This is a genomic window from Nocardioides salsibiostraticola (assembly GCF_054783655.1).
The window spans coordinates 237,455-254,012 of sequence record NZ_BAAGQD010000014.1; the positions used below are offsets into that span (position 1 = coordinate 237,455).

The 16,558-nt window shown below is 68.4% G+C and carries 15 protein-coding genes; 14 read left to right on the plus strand and 1 reads right to left on the minus strand.

The genetic code is table 11. The features are described from left to right. Positions 1-118: 118 nt before the first annotated feature. The 12 genes from ACYVLV_RS08555 to ACYVLV_RS08610 all read left to right on the plus strand — a co-directional run bounded on the left by ACYVLV_RS08555 (position 119) and on the right by ACYVLV_RS08610 (position 14,090). On the plus strand, positions 119-631 hold the full coding sequence (locus ACYVLV_RS08555) for a hypothetical protein (protein WP_460809144.1): 513 nt from the start codon (positions 119-121) through the stop codon (positions 629-631). After that, positions 628-930 carry a hypothetical protein gene (locus ACYVLV_RS08560; protein ID WP_460809146.1) on the plus strand — a complete coding sequence of 101 codons (303 nt, stop codon included), beginning with the start codon at positions 628-630 and terminating at the stop codon, positions 928-930. Before ACYVLV_RS08555 ends, ACYVLV_RS08560 begins: the two co-directional genes overlap by 4 nt. Next, the gene (locus tag ACYVLV_RS08565) at positions 927-2,687 is read left to right on the plus strand and encodes an alpha/beta hydrolase (RefSeq protein WP_460809147.1); all 1,761 of its coding nucleotides are present in this window, start codon (positions 927-929) and stop codon (positions 2,685-2,687) included. The genes ACYVLV_RS08560 and ACYVLV_RS08565 overlap by 4 nt, the downstream gene beginning before the upstream one ends. A 95-nt stretch (positions 2,688-2,782) precedes the next feature. Next, entirely contained in the window at positions 2,783-3,241 is a 459-nt protein-coding gene (locus ACYVLV_RS08570) for a hypothetical protein (protein ID WP_460809148.1), read from the plus strand. Positions 3,242-3,413: 172 nt separating this feature from the next. Next, complete coding sequence (locus ACYVLV_RS08575; protein ID WP_460809149.1) at positions 3,414-4,442, plus strand: rod shape-determining protein; 1,029 nt, start codon at positions 3,414-3,416, stop codon at positions 4,440-4,442. Next, on the plus strand, positions 4,442-5,362 hold the full coding sequence (gene mreC / locus ACYVLV_RS08580; RefSeq protein ID WP_460809150.1) for a rod shape-determining protein MreC: 921 nt from the start codon (positions 4,442-4,444) through the stop codon (positions 5,360-5,362). The genes ACYVLV_RS08575 and mreC overlap by 1 nt, the downstream gene beginning before the upstream one ends. Then, complete coding sequence (gene mreD / locus ACYVLV_RS08585; protein WP_460809152.1) at positions 5,359-5,934, plus strand: rod shape-determining protein MreD; 576 nt, start codon at positions 5,359-5,361, stop codon at positions 5,932-5,934. Before mreC ends, mreD begins: the two co-directional genes overlap by 4 nt. Next, complete coding sequence (gene mrdA / locus ACYVLV_RS08590) at positions 5,931-8,081, plus strand: penicillin-binding protein 2 (RefSeq protein ID WP_460809153.1); 2,151 nt, start codon at positions 5,931-5,933, stop codon at positions 8,079-8,081. Before mreD ends, mrdA begins: the two co-directional genes overlap by 4 nt. Continuing rightward, positions 8,078-9,238: a rod shape-determining protein RodA gene (rodA, locus tag ACYVLV_RS08595; protein WP_460809154.1), complete on the plus strand. Its 1,161-nt coding sequence runs from the start codon at positions 8,078-8,080 to the stop codon at positions 9,236-9,238. Before mrdA ends, rodA begins: the two co-directional genes overlap by 4 nt. A 20-nt stretch (positions 9,239-9,258) precedes the next feature. Beyond that, a complete protein-coding gene (locus tag ACYVLV_RS08600) occupies positions 9,259-11,001 on the plus strand; it encodes an MDR family MFS transporter (protein WP_460809155.1) in 1,743 nt (580 codons plus the stop codon). A 21-nt stretch (positions 11,002-11,022) separates the two neighbouring features. Next, on the plus strand, positions 11,023-13,032 hold the full coding sequence (locus ACYVLV_RS08605; protein ID WP_460809158.1) for a TIGR03960 family B12-binding radical SAM protein: 2,010 nt from the start codon (positions 11,023-11,025) through the stop codon (positions 13,030-13,032). A gap of 5 nt (positions 13,033-13,037) precedes the next feature. Next, a complete protein-coding gene (locus ACYVLV_RS08610; protein WP_460809159.1) occupies positions 13,038-14,090 on the plus strand; it encodes a hypothetical protein in 1,053 nt (350 codons plus the stop codon). Between the two features lie 11 nt (positions 14,091-14,101). On the opposite strand, the gene ACYVLV_RS08615 is transcribed toward ACYVLV_RS08610, so the two are convergent. Next, the gene (locus tag ACYVLV_RS08615) at positions 14,102-15,103 is read right to left on the minus strand and encodes an endonuclease/exonuclease/phosphatase family protein (protein ID WP_460809160.1); all 1,002 of its coding nucleotides are present in this window, start codon (positions 15,101-15,103) and stop codon (positions 14,102-14,104) included. A gap of 133 nt (positions 15,104-15,236) precedes the next feature. Between ACYVLV_RS08615 and ACYVLV_RS08620 the strand changes: the two genes are divergently transcribed. Then, complete coding sequence (locus ACYVLV_RS08620) at positions 15,237-15,680, plus strand: DUF4190 domain-containing protein (RefSeq protein ID WP_460809162.1); 444 nt, start codon at positions 15,237-15,239, stop codon at positions 15,678-15,680. 31 nt (positions 15,681-15,711) lie between these two features. Then, positions 15,712-16,434 (plus strand): TIGR03936 family radical SAM-associated protein, encoded by a 723-nt coding sequence (locus tag ACYVLV_RS08625; protein WP_460809163.1) that lies wholly within the window; start codon positions 15,712-15,714, stop codon positions 16,432-16,434. Positions 16,435-16,558 lie beyond the last annotated feature (124 nt).

The window sequence follows — 16,558 nt, forward strand, 5'->3', positions numbered from 1 at the left end:
GCGGGGGTCGGCCAGAACCGGCCCGTCTCGTGCCCACACCCGCGGCTGACTTCGGGGTTCTCCACCGCCGTGGTCGTTCTCTGGTTTCCCGGGAGCGGTTGCGGGGCAGGCTGACGGCATGAATCAGTTGCCCGCCACGGCCGTTGTCGCCGATCCCTTCTTCGAAGTCGTCACTCGACGGCACCCCGACATCGACCTCGTCGTCCTCGCGGCTCCTGCCACGAGCGAGGCGGAGCCGGTCCTCGATGAACAACTGGCTCACGTGATGATGGAGGTCGCCGGGTTGGCCCGCGGCCTGTGGGCCCGGGCCGCCGGTCCAGAGATGGAGCCGCTGGCCCGGTTCTCCTACGGCGATGGTCCCGATACGGTCCGGGCCGAGGCGCGCTGCCGCGCCGAGCGTGAGGACGGGCGCGACGTCATCGGCCGCATGCGCGACGAACTCGTCCACGGCGGCTGGGAGGTCCACCACTCGGCGGAGGGGACCCCGCGGCTACGAGCACGGAAGCAGGCGGTCGACGTGGTGGCGTCGTACGTCGCGCAGACCGGTGCCGTGCTGTTCCGGGTGTCGGGCCCCTGCTGGCAGGTCGGGAGAGCGCGCGCTCGCGAGCTCACCAGCAACGGTGGTCGGTGATGGAGGTGGTGCCGGCCTCCGTCGGCCGGATCTCTCGGGCCTGGGATGAGCAGCATCTCGATCTGCTCGCTGCCTCGGGGCAGATCGCGGGAGCCGGAGCCGGTGGCTTCAGTGCCGAGGTCCGCAGCAGCGCGAGCCGCTTCTTGCGGACGTGGGAGCGGCATACCGAGCAGGTGGCGGAGCAGTGTGAGACCCAGGCCGACGGCCTGCGCGTCACCATTCGGGACTATCTCGACACCGACACCCAGGTCAGTGAGGGGTACTTCCGACTCGCCGGCTACCTGACCGAACGCCGATGAGCACGGTGACGCTTCCGGCGCCGCCCTCCGCGGTGCCCGCTCTGGAGGTCGCGACCGGTGCCATCGAAGGATGCGCGGCTCAGTTGCTGGCCGCCTCGGCCCAGATCGACGACCTGGGAACCTTCGTGGCCGATCGAGCGCGCGCAATCGACTGGAGGGGAGAGGCGGCGCACGCCTATCGATCGACGGTAGCGCCCCTCGGCCGCCGGGCGGACGCCATGTCCCTGGCGCTGCGCTCGGTGGCGCGACGGGTCCAGGTCCACGCCGATCGGATGGGGGAGCTGGCCCGCACCCACGCCGACATGGGGGGCGAACGGCAGGTGTTGGCGAACCAACTCGGTCTCCTGCGCCAACAGGTGGCCCAAGCGACCGTCGGCCAAGCCGCTGAACTGCAGTTCGAGGCCGATGCGGTGGCTCGTCGTGTGGGCCGATTCGAGCGCGACCTCGAAGCCCTGGTCCTCGCGGTGGCCCAGGAGGAGTCGGAGATGCGGGCGGCCTTCGCAAGGGTCCTGACGATGAGTCGGATCCAGGACCGCTATGCCGGTGTGCCGGACCCTGCGGACGCTGCGCTGGCCGGGAAGCCGCCGGGGGGCGCCTCCCCCAACGAGGTGCGCCGCTGGTGGGACGGAATGGGAGAGCAGGAACGTGAGGCACTCATCGCCGCAAGCCCCGGCTCCCTCGGCAACCTCGACGGCATCCCCGCTGAGGCTCGCCACCAGGCCAACACTGTGTCGCTGGATCGGGATCTGGCCGAGTGGCGCATCTTGGAGGAACGCGGGGTCCTCACCGGCGAGGAGACGAAGTGGCTGGACAACGCCGCCGCTGCGGACGAGGCGCGACGAGAGCTGGCAGACCTGCGGGACCCGATCACCGATCAGCCGGTGGACTCCCAGATCTACCTCTACGACCCCTCGGCGTTCGACGGCGACGGACGGGTGGCGATCTCCGCAGGTGACCTCGACTCCGCCGACAACGTCGCCGTCGTCGTTCCCGGCCTCGGGACCGACGGAGGTAGCGCCGGCTACCAAGCTGCGCGGGCGGCCACGCTCTACGAATCGACCCGCTACCTCGACCCCTCGCAGAGCAACGCGACGATGTTCTGGATCGGGTACGACGCCCCCGACAACGTGCCGTGGGACGGCGGCGTGGACTGGCTCGGTGTGACCAACGAACAGATGGCTCGGGCCGGGGGAGAGCGACTGGCCGACACCATCGACGGACTGCGTGCCTCGCGAGACGGCGATCCCGCCCACCTCACCGTGGTCGGCCACAGCTACGGCTCGACGACCACCGGACACGCCGCCCACGATCAGGGCCTTTCCGCTGACGACATCGTGTTCGTCGGCAGCCCCGGAGTCGGTGGGGAGACCGACCACGCCAGCGATCTGGGCATCGAGGTCGGTCACGTGTGGAGTGGGGCCAACAGCCATGACCTGGTCGCTGACCTCGGCAACCACGGGGCGGTCCACGGGGAGACGCTCTTCGGGGCAGGTCTGGGCGATGACCCGGTTGAGGATGACTTCGGCGCCACGCGGTTCACCGCGGAGTCCGTCTCACGCGGTGAGGGCGCCCACCTCGCCGACCACTCGAAGTACTTCGATCACGACACCGAGTCGCTCTACAACATCAGCCAGATCATCAACGGCACCTACGACGGTGTGATCGAAGCCGACCACGTGCACGATCCCTGGTTCGGCGACCCGGTCGACCCTGAAGCCGACCGCGAGCCCACCACCCCGGTTACGGTCGAGCCGTGAGGAGCGGAGGGAAGCGACTCCGCCGCTCGACAGCGGTCGTGGTGATGGGATTGACGATGACGAGTGTGGCGGCATGCGGGGGCGAGGATGTACCGGTGACGAGTGAACAGTCCACCCAGGTGCTGGAGCAACAGCGCCTCGACGTTCGCTCGGCCATGACCGAGTTGATGCGATCGGCGGCCGAGACCTTGGAAGGCGAGTCGGCGGGCGCATCGGGACAGTTCCGCGGCTGCACCAGCAGCGGGCCGGAGACCTTCGAGGACTTCCGCTATCGCGCGACCGGCCGCATCGACGCCGGATCCGGCACCGCCCGGCCCTACCTCGATGCCCTCACCCCGGTCCTGCAGGACGCAGACTTCGACGCGGGCGAGGTGGGTGAGCGGCCGGGTGGTCGAACCCTGACCTCGACGCGGGAGGGCATCGAGGCCAGTTTCAGTGAACTTCCGGGCCAGGGCGACTACGTGCTGGTGACGGTGTCGGGTCCCTGCGTCGACGTTCCCAAGCGCGACAGCGGCCGGTGGCTGAGTCGAAGTGACGGGGATCCGATCGGCTGACCCCCTGTTCGGGCCTTTCCCATCAGTCCCACAAGTCACATGTGCACCGGCGTGCCTGCCGTGACAAGTGCCCGATCTTCCTTAGTCTCGATCTCGAGTACGGCGGATCGTGCGCGCGTCGTACGCGCCTTCCCCGGCTTCCCCGGCGCACGACGATGCGAGGCGCGCACGCATGGCGAACAGTTTTATCGGCCGCGACATGGCCGTCGACCTGGGCACCGCGAACACGTTGGTCTATGTCCGTCGCAAGGGTGTGGTCCTGGACCAGCCCAGCGTCGTGGCCCTGGACCAGGACACCGGTGAGTTGTTGGCGATCGGACACGACGCCAAGCGCATGATCGGCCGGACCCCGGACAACATCGTCGCGATCCGACCTCTGCGGGGCGGAGTGATCGCGGACTTCGAGGCCACCGAACAGATGCTGCGCCACTTCATCCATCAGGTCCACAAGCGTCGCTACTTCGCCAAGCCGCGAATGGTCATCTGCGTCCCCAGCGGGATCACCGCCGTGGAACAGCGAGCGGTGAAGGAGGCCGGGTACCAAGCCGGTGCGCGACAGGTCTTCATCGTCGAGGAGCCGATGGCCGCGGCCATCGGTGCAGGGCTTCCGGTCCACGAGGCGACCGGCAACATGATCGTGGACGTGGGCGGTGGCACCACCGAGGTCGCGGTCATCTCGCTGGGCGGCATCGTCACCTCGCTCTCGATCCGCACTGCTGGTGACGAGATCGACACCGCCATCGTGAACTGGATGAAGAAGGAACACTCCCTCATGCTCGGGGAGCGCACCGCCGAGCAGGTCAAGATCAGCGTCGGCTCGGCTTTCCCCGGGCGGGACGAGCCGGAGGCCCAGGTCCGTGGCCGAGACATGGTCAGCGGTCTGCCGCACACGGTCACCGTGTCGAGCGCCGACGTGCGACACGCGGTGGAGGAGCAGGTGCACGCCATCGTCGACGCCGTCCGGACGACTCTGGACCAGACACCCCCCGAACTGGCCGGCGACATCATGGACCGCGGCATCGTCCTGACCGGCGGCGGCGCGCTGCTGCGTGGCCTCGACGAGCGACTGCGCCACGAGACCGGAATGCCCGTGCACATCGCCCAGGATCCGCTCACCTCGGTCGCCCAGGGCGCCGGCCGGTGTGTGGAGGACTTCGACGCGCTGCGTCAGGTGCTCGTCTCCGACGTGAGGCGATACTGATGCCTCCGGTCACACAGCGGCGCTGGCAGCGCAGCGGTCCCGGCCAGGGGCGGCCCTCGCGCGGTCTGGTGCTGGCTCTGGTTCTCGCCTGCGCCACCATGGTGACCCTCGACCTCAACGATGGCACCGAGTCCGCGCTCGACCCGGCACGCCGCGGACTCGGCGAAGTCCTCGGACCCCTCGAATCGGGAGCGTCCACGGTGGTCAGCCCGGTGGCGAGCATCCCCGAGTGGTTCCGAACCCAAGGGGGTCTGCGCGCCGACGTCGACGCGCTCGCCGACGAGAACGCCCAACTGCGGCGCGACCTGCGCTCCACCGGGTACGACCGCAACCGCCTCGAGGAGTACGACGGCCTCACCTCGGCGGCGAACCAACTCGGCTACGCCATGGTGCCCGCCCGGGTCGTGGGCCTCGGCCCCTCCCAGTCGTTCTCCAGCACGGTCCTGATCGACGCCGGTTCGCGCGCCGGACTGCGCCCGGACATGACGGTCATCAACAACGACGGTCTGGTGGGCCGGGTACTCCGCGTCACCAGTGACACCGCCACGGTGGTGCTGATCATCGACCCCGAGTCCACCGTCGGCGGTCGGGTCGGAGAGAGCATGGACGTCGGGATGCTGCATGGACGCGGGGTGCTGGGGGACACCGGTCGCCTGGACCTGGAACTGCTCGACGTGGCCGATGCCCCCGGTCGGGGCGAATCGGTGCTCACCTGGGGAAGCCAAGACGGGGCGCCGTACCTCGCCGGAGTGCCGGTGGGATCGGTCACCAAGGTGTACTCGAGCCTGCGCGAGTCGGCCCAGCGCGCCGAGATCAAGCCCTACGTCGACTTCGGCTCGTTGGATCTGGTCGGCGTGATCGTTCCGAGCGGCACCACCAGCGACCGTGCCGTGATCGAAGCCGACGGGAGCATCCGATGACCATCACGTCCGGGACCACGGTCAGCCCCCGCGTCTCCGGGCGTTCGCCGCGTCCGGCCAGGCCCCTGACCAGTGGTGTGGTCGCCGCCGGCATCCTCACCGTTGCCCTGGTCCTCCAGGTCTCGGTCTTCTCCCACGTGGCGTGGAACGGGGTCGTGCCGAACCTCGTGCTGCTGAGTGTCGTGGGTGCGGGTCTGGCCCGGGGCGCCCAGTTCGGCCTCATCGCCGGCTTCGCCGCCGGCGTCCTGCTCGACCTCGCACCACCGGCCGATCACATCGCCGGGCGCTGGGCGTTGGCCCTGCTCATCGTCGGGTACGTCGCGGGGAGGGTCGGGGAGGACCTGCGTCCGACCGTGACCGCACTGCTCGCGACAGCCGCTGGCTGCTCGTTCCTGGGCACCTCGATCTTCGCGCTGACCGGCATCCTGCTGCGTGACCCGCTTCTCTCCGTTCCCGACCTCCTCAGCGTCATCGGGGCCGCGTTGGTCTTCGATGTCCTGGTCACCCCCTTCGTGCTGCCCCTGGTGTTGCGCGTCTTCGATCGCATCAACCCCGATCGGGTATCCCCGTGATCGGTGGGGCGACCGGCAGTTCCCTGCGTGGAGCCAGCCGGAGCAGGCTGCGGCTGGTGGTGATCCAGGCCCTGGTGTTCTCCCTGTTCGCGACCCTGTTCGTCCGGCTGTACTACCTGCAGGTCGTCAGCGGGGAAAAGTACTCCGCGCAGGCCGCCGCACAGTCCGTCCGCGAGATCGTCGACCAACCTCAGCGCGGGTTGATCGTCGACGACCAGGGACGTCCGCTGGTCACCAACCGCCTTTCCTGGGTCGTCTCGGTCGACCGGGGAGTGCTGGACCGGATGGAACCGGGTCAGGCCCAGAAGTTGCTCGTCCGCTTGGCGGGCACGGTCGATGACCGAGCGGTTCGCCTGAAGAAGAAGCTCCTGAGCTGCGGCGCTGAAGGCGCCACGGCAGGGGTCTGCTGGAACGGCTCGCCCTTCCAGCCGGTCCCGGTCGCCGAGGACGTCGATCAGTCCGTCGCCCTGCGCATCCAAGAACAACCCGAGGACTTCCCGGCCGTCGTCGTCGACCAGCAGTGGGTGCGGTCCTACCCGCAGCCCTTCGGCGTCAACGCCGCACACCTGTTGGGCTACCTCAGCCCGATCACCGAGGGCGAGCTCGACGTCGCCGACAACGACGGTGACCGCTCGGTCAACGGCGCCTCGTCGGTCGGTCGCGCCGGCGTCGAGAAGGAGTACGACGCGTGGTTGCGTGGGATGCCCGGCTACCAGTCGGTGTCGGTGGACGCGATGGGTCGCGTCCTGGGTGATGACGCGGCCTTGGCCAGTCAGCCCGGAGACACGCTGGTCACCTCCATCGACGCCAAGGTCCAGGGGGTGGTCGAGGATCAGCTGAACGAGGCGATCACGGTGGCCCGCGGGACGCTGGACAAGGTCACCGGACGCAACTACGTCGCGGACTCCGGCGCGGCCGTGGTGCTCGAGGCCAAGACCGGTCGCGTCGTCGCCATGGCCAGTCAGCCGACGTACGACCCGGGCCTGTGGGTCGGTGGCATCACCAAGAAGCAGCTCACCCGGCTCTACTCCAAGGACGCAGGTGAACCCCTACTGGGTCGCGCCACCCAGGGTCAGTTCGCACCGGGGTCGACCTGGAAGCCGTTCATGACCGCCGGCGCCCTGACCAACGGCTACGACACCGACGCGAGCTTGAACTGCTCGTCCTCGGTGTCGGTGGGCAACCGCGAGTTCAAGAACTACGAGTCCGGCTCCTACGGTTACATCTCCTTCGCCAAGGCCCTCGAGGTCTCGTGCAACACGTTCTTCTATCGAATCGGCCTGGACTACTGGCAGCGCTACGGATCTGACGTCGCCGACGTGGACGCCCGCGACCCGCTGGTCGAGGAGGCCAAGAACTTCGGCTTCGGTCGCGAGACCGGGATCGACCTGCCGGGAGAGGCCCCGGGGAGGATCGCGGACCGGGAGTGGAAGTTGTCCTACTTCGAGTCCCAGAAGGACTACTACTGCGGGATCGCCGACCAGTCGCAGGAGAAGGCGGGAGTCAGCGACTTCGTCTACAAGTTCGCCCGAGAGTTCTGCATCGAGGGCTTCGCCTATCGCGCCGGTGACGCGGTGAACTTCGCGATCGGACAGGGCGACACCATCGTCACCCCACTCCAACTCGCGCAGGGGTACGCCGCGATCGCCAACGGCGGCACCCTCTACGCTCCCAGGATCGGCAAGGCGGTGGTCGCCCCCGACGGGACGGTCATCCGCCGGATCGCCCCGAAGAAGACCGGCGAGGTCAACGTCCCCCCGGGCGTGGTCGGCTACATCGACGAGGCGCTGCAGGGGGTGACCCGCACCGGCACGATGTCCTGGCGGATGGTCGGGTTCCCGCTCGAGGAGGTGCCGATCCGGTCCAAGACCGGGTCCGCCGAGGTCTACGGGAAGCAGTCGACCTCCTGGGTCGCGTCGTACTCCGAGGACTACGTGGTGATCATGATGGTCAGCCAGGGCGGCACAGGGTCCGGCACGTCGGGCCCGCACGTGCGAGCGATCTGGGAGTCCCTCTACGGCGTAGATGGTGAGGAGGTCCGTCCTCGAGACGCGGCCATCCCCGGCACGACCCTGCCCAAGGAACTGCCGAACTTCCTCAAGGACGGCTCGATCCTTCCGCCCGCCCGGACCGGAGGCCGGTCATGAATCGCGTTCTGCGGTTGGACTGGATCCTGGTGGGAGCGGTGCTGCTCCTCTCACTGCTCGGGTGCCTGCTGGTGTGGTCGGCGACCAGCACCCGGACCGACCTCAACGGGGGCAACTCGGCGGCCTACCTGCTCAAGCACGGGGTGAACGTCGCGATCGGGCTGGTGCTGGCGGCGGTCGTCGTCGTGACCAACCACCGGTGGGTCCGCCTGATGGCACCGCTGGTCTATCTCGCATCGGTAGTCGGACTGGTCCTGGTGCTCACGATGGGGACCACGATCAACGGGTCGCGCTCGTGGCTGATGCTGGGCGGGTTGTCCATCCAGCCGGCCGAGATCGCCAAGCTCGCCGTGGTCGTCGGAATGGCGTTGGTCGTCGCCGAACGGCACGACCAGCGCGGCAAGCGATCCGTGGGGGCGATCGACGTCCTGCTGATGGCCCTCATCGCCGCGGTGCCCGCCGGATTGATCATCGCCCAGCCGGACCTCGGCACCATGTTGGTGCTCTCGGCCACCGTCTTCGGGGTCATCGCCGCGTCCGGTGCCTCGCGCCGATGGTTGGCGCTCCTCGTGGGAGGCGGGGTCACCGCCGGGGTGGCCGCGGTGGCCGCGGGCTTCCTCAAGGAGTACCAGGTCGACCGGTTCCTGGCCTTCACCAACCCGGACCTCGATCCGCGCGGCGCGGGCTACAACGTCGAGCAGGCCCGGATCGCGATCGGGAACGGCGGATTGTTCGGGCAGGGCCTGTTCCAGGGCTCACAGACCCGCTCGGGATTCGTGCCCGAGCAACACACGGACTTCGTGTTCACCGTCGCGGGGGAGGAGTTGGGTCTCCTCGGGGCGGGTCTGATCATCGGCCTGCTCGGTCTCGTCCTGTGGCGAGCCCTGGTCATCGCAGCGCGCACCGACGACGTCTTCGGGCGGATTGCGGCGGCGGGGATCGCCTGCTGGTTCGGGTTCCAGGCCTTCCAGAACATCGGGATGTGCCTGGGCATCATGCCGGTCACCGGGGTTCCGCTCCCGTTCGTCTCCTACGGAGGCTCCTCGATGTTCGCGGGCATGCTGGCCGTCGGACTCTTGCAGAACATCCACTTGCGAACGCAGACCGCTCCGGCGGCTCGGATGCAACCGGCGAAGCGCGTGCTCGTCCGAGTCTGAGTCGCGTATATTGGTTGACGATGACAACCACGCCGCCCAACTCCGACGCCGCTCCTGCACCCGGCCCCGACGCCATTTCAGCGCCGGCGTCCACGCACGAGAGTCGCTCGGGGGAGTACACCCACCAGCAGATCCTCACGATCCTGTCCGGACTGATGCTGGGGATGTTCCTCGGCGCGCTGGACCAGACGATCGTCAGTACGTCGATCCGCACCATCGCCGACGACCTGCAGGGCCTGTCGATCCAGGCGTGGGTGACCACGGCGTACCTGATCACGATGACGATCACCACCCCGATCTACGGGAAGCTCGGCGATCTCTACGGGCGCAAGAAGTTGTTCCTGTTCGCCATCACGGTGTTCATCGTCGGCTCCGCGCTGTGCAGCTTCGCCACGACCATGTACCAACTCGCCGCGTTCCGGGCCTTCCAGGGACTGGGCGCGGGCGGGTTGTTCACCCTGGTTCTCGCGATCATCGGCGACATCGTGAGCCCGCGGGAGCGCGCGAAGTACACCGGCTACTTCATGGCCGTCTTCGGGACCTCCAGCGTGCTCGGCCCGGTCATCGGCGGCTTCTTCGCCGGCCAGTCCACGATCCTGGGGTTCACCGGGTGGCGGTGGGTGTTCCTGGTCAACGTGCCCATCGGCATCGTGGCGTTGTTCGTGGTCGTCCGCACCCTCCACGTGGACCACGAGCGTGCGCCCGGAAAGATCCGCATCGACTGGTGGGGTGCCTCCGCACTCTCGTTCGGACTGGTCCCGCTGCTGGTCGTCGCCGAACAGGGTCGCGAGTGGGGCTGGGGCGACGCACGCTCCGTCACCGCCTACATCGTGGGAGTCCTGGGCGTCGTGGCCTTCGTCTTCATCGAGCGGGCCATGGGCGACGCCGCCCTGATTCCGCTACGCCTGTTCCGGATCCGCGCCGCGGCGGTGGGGATCGCCGCCAGCGTGATCATCGGGATGGCGATGTTCGGGGGCATCTTCCTGCTGCCGCTCTACTGGCAGATCGTCCAGGGATACTCGCCCACCCAGTCGGGCTTCCTGATGCTGCCACTCGTGGTCGGGCTGATGGTCGGGTCGATCAGCAGTGGTCGCATCATCTCCCGCACGGGTAATCCGCGGACCTTCCCCATCGTGGGGTCGGTCCTGATCGTCATCGGGCTGATGTCGTTGTCCTTCGCGGGCGCGGACACCGCCTACCCCTGGGTGATGCTCGGGATGATCGTGCTGGGCTACGGGCTCGGCAACTGCATGCAACCGTTGTTGCTGATCCTGCAAAGTGCGGTCCCGCCGCGCGAGATCGGCGTCGCCACCAGCTCGGCGACCTTCTTCCGACAGATCGGCGGCACCGCAGGAGTGGCGATCTTCCTGTCGATCCTCTTCAGCGGGGTCGGCGCGAACATCTCCGGCGCGGTGGCCGTGGACGCCCGGACCCCTGCCTGGGAGCAGGTGGTGAACAACCCCGACCTCGACCCCGACTCGTTGGACGGTCGCATCGTCCGGGAACTGCAGAACCCCAGCCCGGACGGCGGGATCCTCGCCGACGTCCAGAACGACTCCTCGATCATCGAGCAGATGGATCCGGTCCTGGCCCACCCCTTCCAGGTCGGGTTCGCCGACTCGCTCACCGGGGTGTTCCGGCTGGCCGGGTTCGTGGGAATCGGGGCCTTCTTGATTCTGCTCCTGCTGCCGAACGTGCGACTTCGGGAGACCTCCGCCGTCGCGGCGGCCCGGGCCGAGAGCGCGCCCACACCGGGCGCATAGACCCTCCGTACACTGGCTCACATGTCTTCCAGCGTCTTCCCCCGTCTCGAGCCGCGCCTGGCCGAGGTCTCCAAGCCCATCCAGTACGTCGGCGGCGAACTCAACTCGACCGTCAAGGACTGGGACTGCGGGGAGCAGGCCGGGACCGGTCCGACGGTCCACTGGGCGCTGATGTACCCCGACGCCTACGAGGTCGGTCTGCCCAACCAGGGCGTCCAGATCCTCTACGAGGTCCTCAACGAGCGCGACTGGATCGTGGCCGAACGCACCTACGCCGTGTGGCCGGACCTCGAGGCCATCATGCGCACGGGCGACGAGCAGGGGCCCATCCCGCAGTTCACCGTCGACGCGCACCGCCCCGTCGGAGACTTCGACATCCTGGGTCTGAGTTTCTCCACCGAGCTGGGCTACACCAACATGCTCAACGCCATCGACCTGGCGCAGGTCCCGATCCATGCCCGGGACCGGACCGACGGCCACCCGCTCGTGCTGGCCGGCGGTCACGCAGCCTTCAACCCCGAGACCATCGCCGACTTCATCGACGCCGCCGTCCTGGGCGACGGCGAGGAGGTCGTCCTGGCGATCTCCGAGGTCATCCAGGAGTGGAAGTCCCAGGGTCGCCCCGCCGGCGAGATGGCCACGGGCCGCGATGAACTGCTGCGTCGCCTCGCCGTGACCGGCAACATCTACGTCCCGCGCTTCTACGACGTCACCTACGCCGACGCTGCGTCGGTCGAACGGGGAGCGATCCCAGGAGCCATCACGAGCGTCGTACCCAATCTGCCCGGCGTGCCGCACCGTGTCACCAAGCACACCCTGATGGACCTCGACGCGTGGCCGTACCCCGCCAAGCCGTTGGTGCCGCTGGCCGAGACCGTGCACGAGCGCTTCAGCGTCGAGATCTTCCGTGGCTGCACCCGAGGGTGCCGCTTCTGCCAGGCCGGAATGATCACCCGTCCGGTCCGCGAGCGTTCGATCAAGACGATCGGCGACATGGTCGAGAACGGCATCCGCAAGACCGGGTTCGAGGAGGTGGGGCTGCTCAGCCTCTCCAGCGCCGACCACACCGAGATCGGTGAGGTCGCCAAGGGCCTCGCCGACCGTTACGAGGGTACGAACGTCTCGTTGTCTCTGCCCAGCACCCGGGTGGACGCCTTCAACATCACCCTGGCCAACGAGTTCTCCCGCAACGGACGTCGCTCGGGGCTGACCTTCGCACCCGAGGGGGGCAGCGAACGGCTGCGCAAGGTGATCAACAAGATGGTCACCGAGGAGGACCTCATCCGGACCGTCTCCGCGGCGTACTCCCACGGATGGCGGCAGGTGAAGCTCTACTTCATGTGTGGGCTGCCCACCGAGACCGACGAGGACGTCCTGCAGATCGCCGAACTGGCCAAGCGGGTCATCGCCGAGGGGCGCGCCTCCGCAGGTCGCAACGACATCCGCGCCACGGTGTCGATCGGCGGGTTCGTTCCCAAGCCGCACACCCCCTTCCAGTGGGCGGCGCAACTCGACGTCGAGACCACCGACAGCCGACTCAAGCAGTTGCGCGACACCGTCCGGGCGGACAAGAAGTACGCACGCGCCATCGGTTTCCGCTACCACGACGGCAAGCCCGGCATCATCGAGGGCCTCCTGTCCCGGGGGGACCGCCGCGTGGGTGCAGTCATCGAAGAGGTCTGGCGCGACGGCGGCCGATTCGACGGCTGGAGCGAGCACTTCTCCTATGACCGGTGGATCGCCGCCTGCGAGAAGGGCCTGGCCGGCACCGACGTCGACCTGGCGTGGTTCACCCTGCGAGAGCGGACCTACGAGGAGACCCTGCCCTGGGACCACCTCGACTCGGGGCTCGACAAGGACTGGCTCTGGGCCGACTGGGAGGACGCCCTCGCGGTGGCCGACGGCGCGGACATCGAGGTCGAGGACTGCCGCTGGACCCCGTGCTACGACTGCGGGGTCTGCCCCGAGATGGGCACCGAGATCCAGATCGGTCCCACCGGCCAGCAGTTGCTGCCCCTCAGCGTGGTCTGAACGCTGTGACACGACCGCTGTATCTCCACATCGGAGCCAGCAAAACCGGTACGTCCGCCCTGCAACAGGGGTTGTGGGCCTCGACCGGGCCGCTGCTCGAGAAGGCGGGCATCGGGATCCCCTACCCGGGGCGTCCCGCCCATGTGAAGAACCTCCTGCGTCCGCTCGGGTGGGTGATGGCCTCCGGGTTCGTCACCCCCATGCGTAAGAAGGTGCTCAAGGAGGCCGTGGGGGTGTTGCGCAAGACCCCCGGCGACGCGTTGCTGATCAGCAACGAGGACCTGTGCGAGATCGGTCCACGTCGCATCGAACAGCTCTACGAGGTTGCCGCCGCAGCCGACCTCGAGCCTCGGGTGATCCTCACCGCGCGCGACTGGGGACAACAACTCCCCTCGGAGTGGCAGCAGTTCCTCAAACACCGACTGACCATGGACTACCCGACCTTCCTGAGTCAGGTCCGCGCCCAAGAGGGTGAGGTCGCCCAGCACTTCTGGCAGCGTCAGGACTTTGCGGCCATCGCCGACCGCTTCGCCGTCGGGCTGTCGCCCGACGATGTGCACGTGGTCGCCGTACCCTCCATGAAGCAGGACCCCAACGGGGTGTTCTCCCTCTTCGGCGAGGTCGTGGGCTTCGACCCCGAGTTGCTCGATCTGCCCACCCACCACGTCAACGCCTCCTTCGGGTACGTCGAGTCCGAGGTCTTCCGTCGGCTCAATGCGGCCCTGGGGGACCGCCTGGCCGACTACGAGAAGGACTACCTCTACGCGGTGCGCTATCCGATCGTGCGTGGAGCCCTCGCTCGCAGCGCCAGCGCCCGCCTCAAACTCCCGGCCGCGGAGTTGGACTGGGTGACCGCCGAGGGCAGGCGCCAGGTGGAGCAACTCCGCTCCCGGGGTTACCGCACCCACGGCGACCTGGATCGCCTCGTCGCCGGCCCCGAGGCCGTGGGCGAGATCCCGGAACTCGACGAGGCCGAGGTGTCCGCCGCCGCCATCGACACCTTGGCCAACTTCACCGTCTGGGCCCAACAAAAGGTGCGCGAGACGCGGAAGGGCTGACAGGGGGTGGGCTAGCAGGGGAGGGTGCGGACCAACTCGAACTGCGTGCGTACGGCCCGGTGGTCGGCCACCGCCGAAGGCAGGACGTCCGAGGCGAGCGGGCGCCACGGCCCGTTGTAGAGCAGGTAGTCGATCCGACGCCTCGGTGCTCGCGGGGGCACGGTCAGTCCCGTGCCGGCGCCCGATTCCGGCCACGCGTCGGTCGCGAAGCCCCCGACGACCGCCATGGCGGCCGACCCCGGGGTGGCGTTGAAGTCGCCGCCCAGAATGAAGGGTCGGGCCGGTTGCCCGGCGATGATCTGTTCGATGCCCCTCGCCTGGACGACGCGGATGTCGCCAGCCGTGTGTTGTAGGTGGGTGTTGTAGATGTCGACCGTCTGCCCGCCCAGTTGCACCACGATCCGGCTGAGGCCACGCTGTTGCAGTCCCGGCTGGTTGGGGAGCGGCACGTTGCCGGTCGCCCTGATCGGCAGGCGCGACAGGATCGCAGTGCCGGACTCGCGCCGGGGCCGCCCCGGTGCCTCGGGGGCGCGGGTGAAGTTGCGTCCGAAGGAGACATTCATGTCCAGCAGCGTCGCGAGTTGAAGCGGTTGGTCCTCGAAGGCGGACGTGCGTCGGTAGCGGTGGATCTCTTGGAGCAGCACCACGTCGGCGTCCCACGACCTGATCTCCTCGGCGAGACGCCGCAGTTGGTAGGAGTCGTCGCGAGCGACCGCACCGTGGATGTTGATGCTCACCACCGTCAACGGGGTCCGTTTCGCGGGCCGGCACGGCGCGATGGTCTGCCCCGGTTGGGTGGACTGGTCGGTCGGGAGTGGATCGGGGGGTTCGCTGCCGGGGCTGGTCGGCAGGCCGGTGACGGGGCTGGTCGGCGGGCCGGAGATGGGTGGAGAGACGTTCGTCCCACCGGGGGTTCCCCCGATCAGGACGATCGAGATCACCCCGACGATCAGGGCGAGGGCGATCACCGCGAAGAAGGCGTGGACCCAGCGCAGATTCACCGGTTTCCCCACTTCCTGCCCGTACCGCCGCGTGCCTGCCGATATCGGGGGAAGGATACGTCGGGTGCGATGCATCTGGAGGGGGAGTGGGTCGGCACGGTCTACCCTTCACCTGCGATGAAGTCAGCGAGAGCAGGAGAACGACATGAGTGAGCAACCTCCCGAGTGGCGGGGCCCTGAGAACCCCGAGCAGAACTATCAGCAGAACCCCGCGCCGTACGGTGCGCCCGCCTACGGCGCTCCGGCCTACCAGAGCGGCGGCTACGGTCCGCCCCCCTCGGACGGCAGCGCGACCGTTGCCCTCGTCCTGGGCATCCTGTCCATCGTGCTGTGCGGATTCCTCACCGGTATCCCGGCCATGATCATGGGCCGGAACGCGAAGAAGCGGATCCAGGCCTCGGGTGGGCAACTCGGTGGCGAGGGCCTGGCCACCGCCGGGTTCTGGACCGGCCTGGTGGGAACTGTTCTGAGTGTGCTGGGTTTCCTGGCGATCGTTGCCCTGTTCGCCCTCGGATCCTCGGTGCAAACCTCCTTCGAGGAGTCCTGCGACACGATCATCACCGACCCGAACCAGTTCGCCCAGTGCTGATCCTCGTCCGGGTTGGGGGAGTGTTCCGACGATGAGCCGTCAACCTCCCGAGCAGCAGGCGCCCCCCGTCATGCGGTTGCGGATCCGCTACGCCAAGCGCGGACGGCTCCGGTTCACCAGCCACCGCGACTTCAGTCGCGCCTTCGAACGGGCGATCTTCCGGGCCCGCGTCCCCATGGCCTACTCGTCCGGCTTCAACCCCCACCCCCGGATCTCCTACGCCGGCGCCGCCCCGACCGGGTCGGCCAGCGAGGCGGAGTACCTCGAGATCGCCCTGGCCGAAGTGGTCGAACCGGCCATGATCCAGCAGGCGTTGGAGGAGTCGCTGCCCGACGGCCTCGACGTCCTGGAGGTCGTGGTCTCGCCGGGCGACGGGTTGGCCGATCGGCTGGAGGCGAGCCGTTGGCTGATGGCCCTCCAGGTCCCGTTCGATCAGGTCGCGCGTTGCGCCGGGGAGTTCATGGCCCTGGAGTCGGTGCCGGTGGAGCGGATGACCAAGAAGGGCCTGCGCGAGTTCGATTGTCGGTCCGCGGTGGTCTCGTTGCGCGCCGTGGGGGAGGCTGATGCGCCTCGGTCCGAGCTCGATCTCGTGCTGCGACACCAGGTGCCCTCCGTGCGTCCCGACGACGTCCTGCGAGGCATCGCCTCCGTCACCGACCTCGAACTCAGCGGGTCCCCCCTGCTGACCCGGTGCGCTCAGGGCCCCCTGAGTGAGTCCGGCGAGGTGGGCGACCCGCTGGCGATCGGACAATAGGTTCCGACTCGGTCCGGTGTGCGATACTCGCCACAGGTTGTCGAAGGCCCCGGCCCCAAACAACCCGACGACGTTCTCGCCGTACCTGTGAGAGGGGTGCGGCACAAGGAATGTGCGTCCGCAG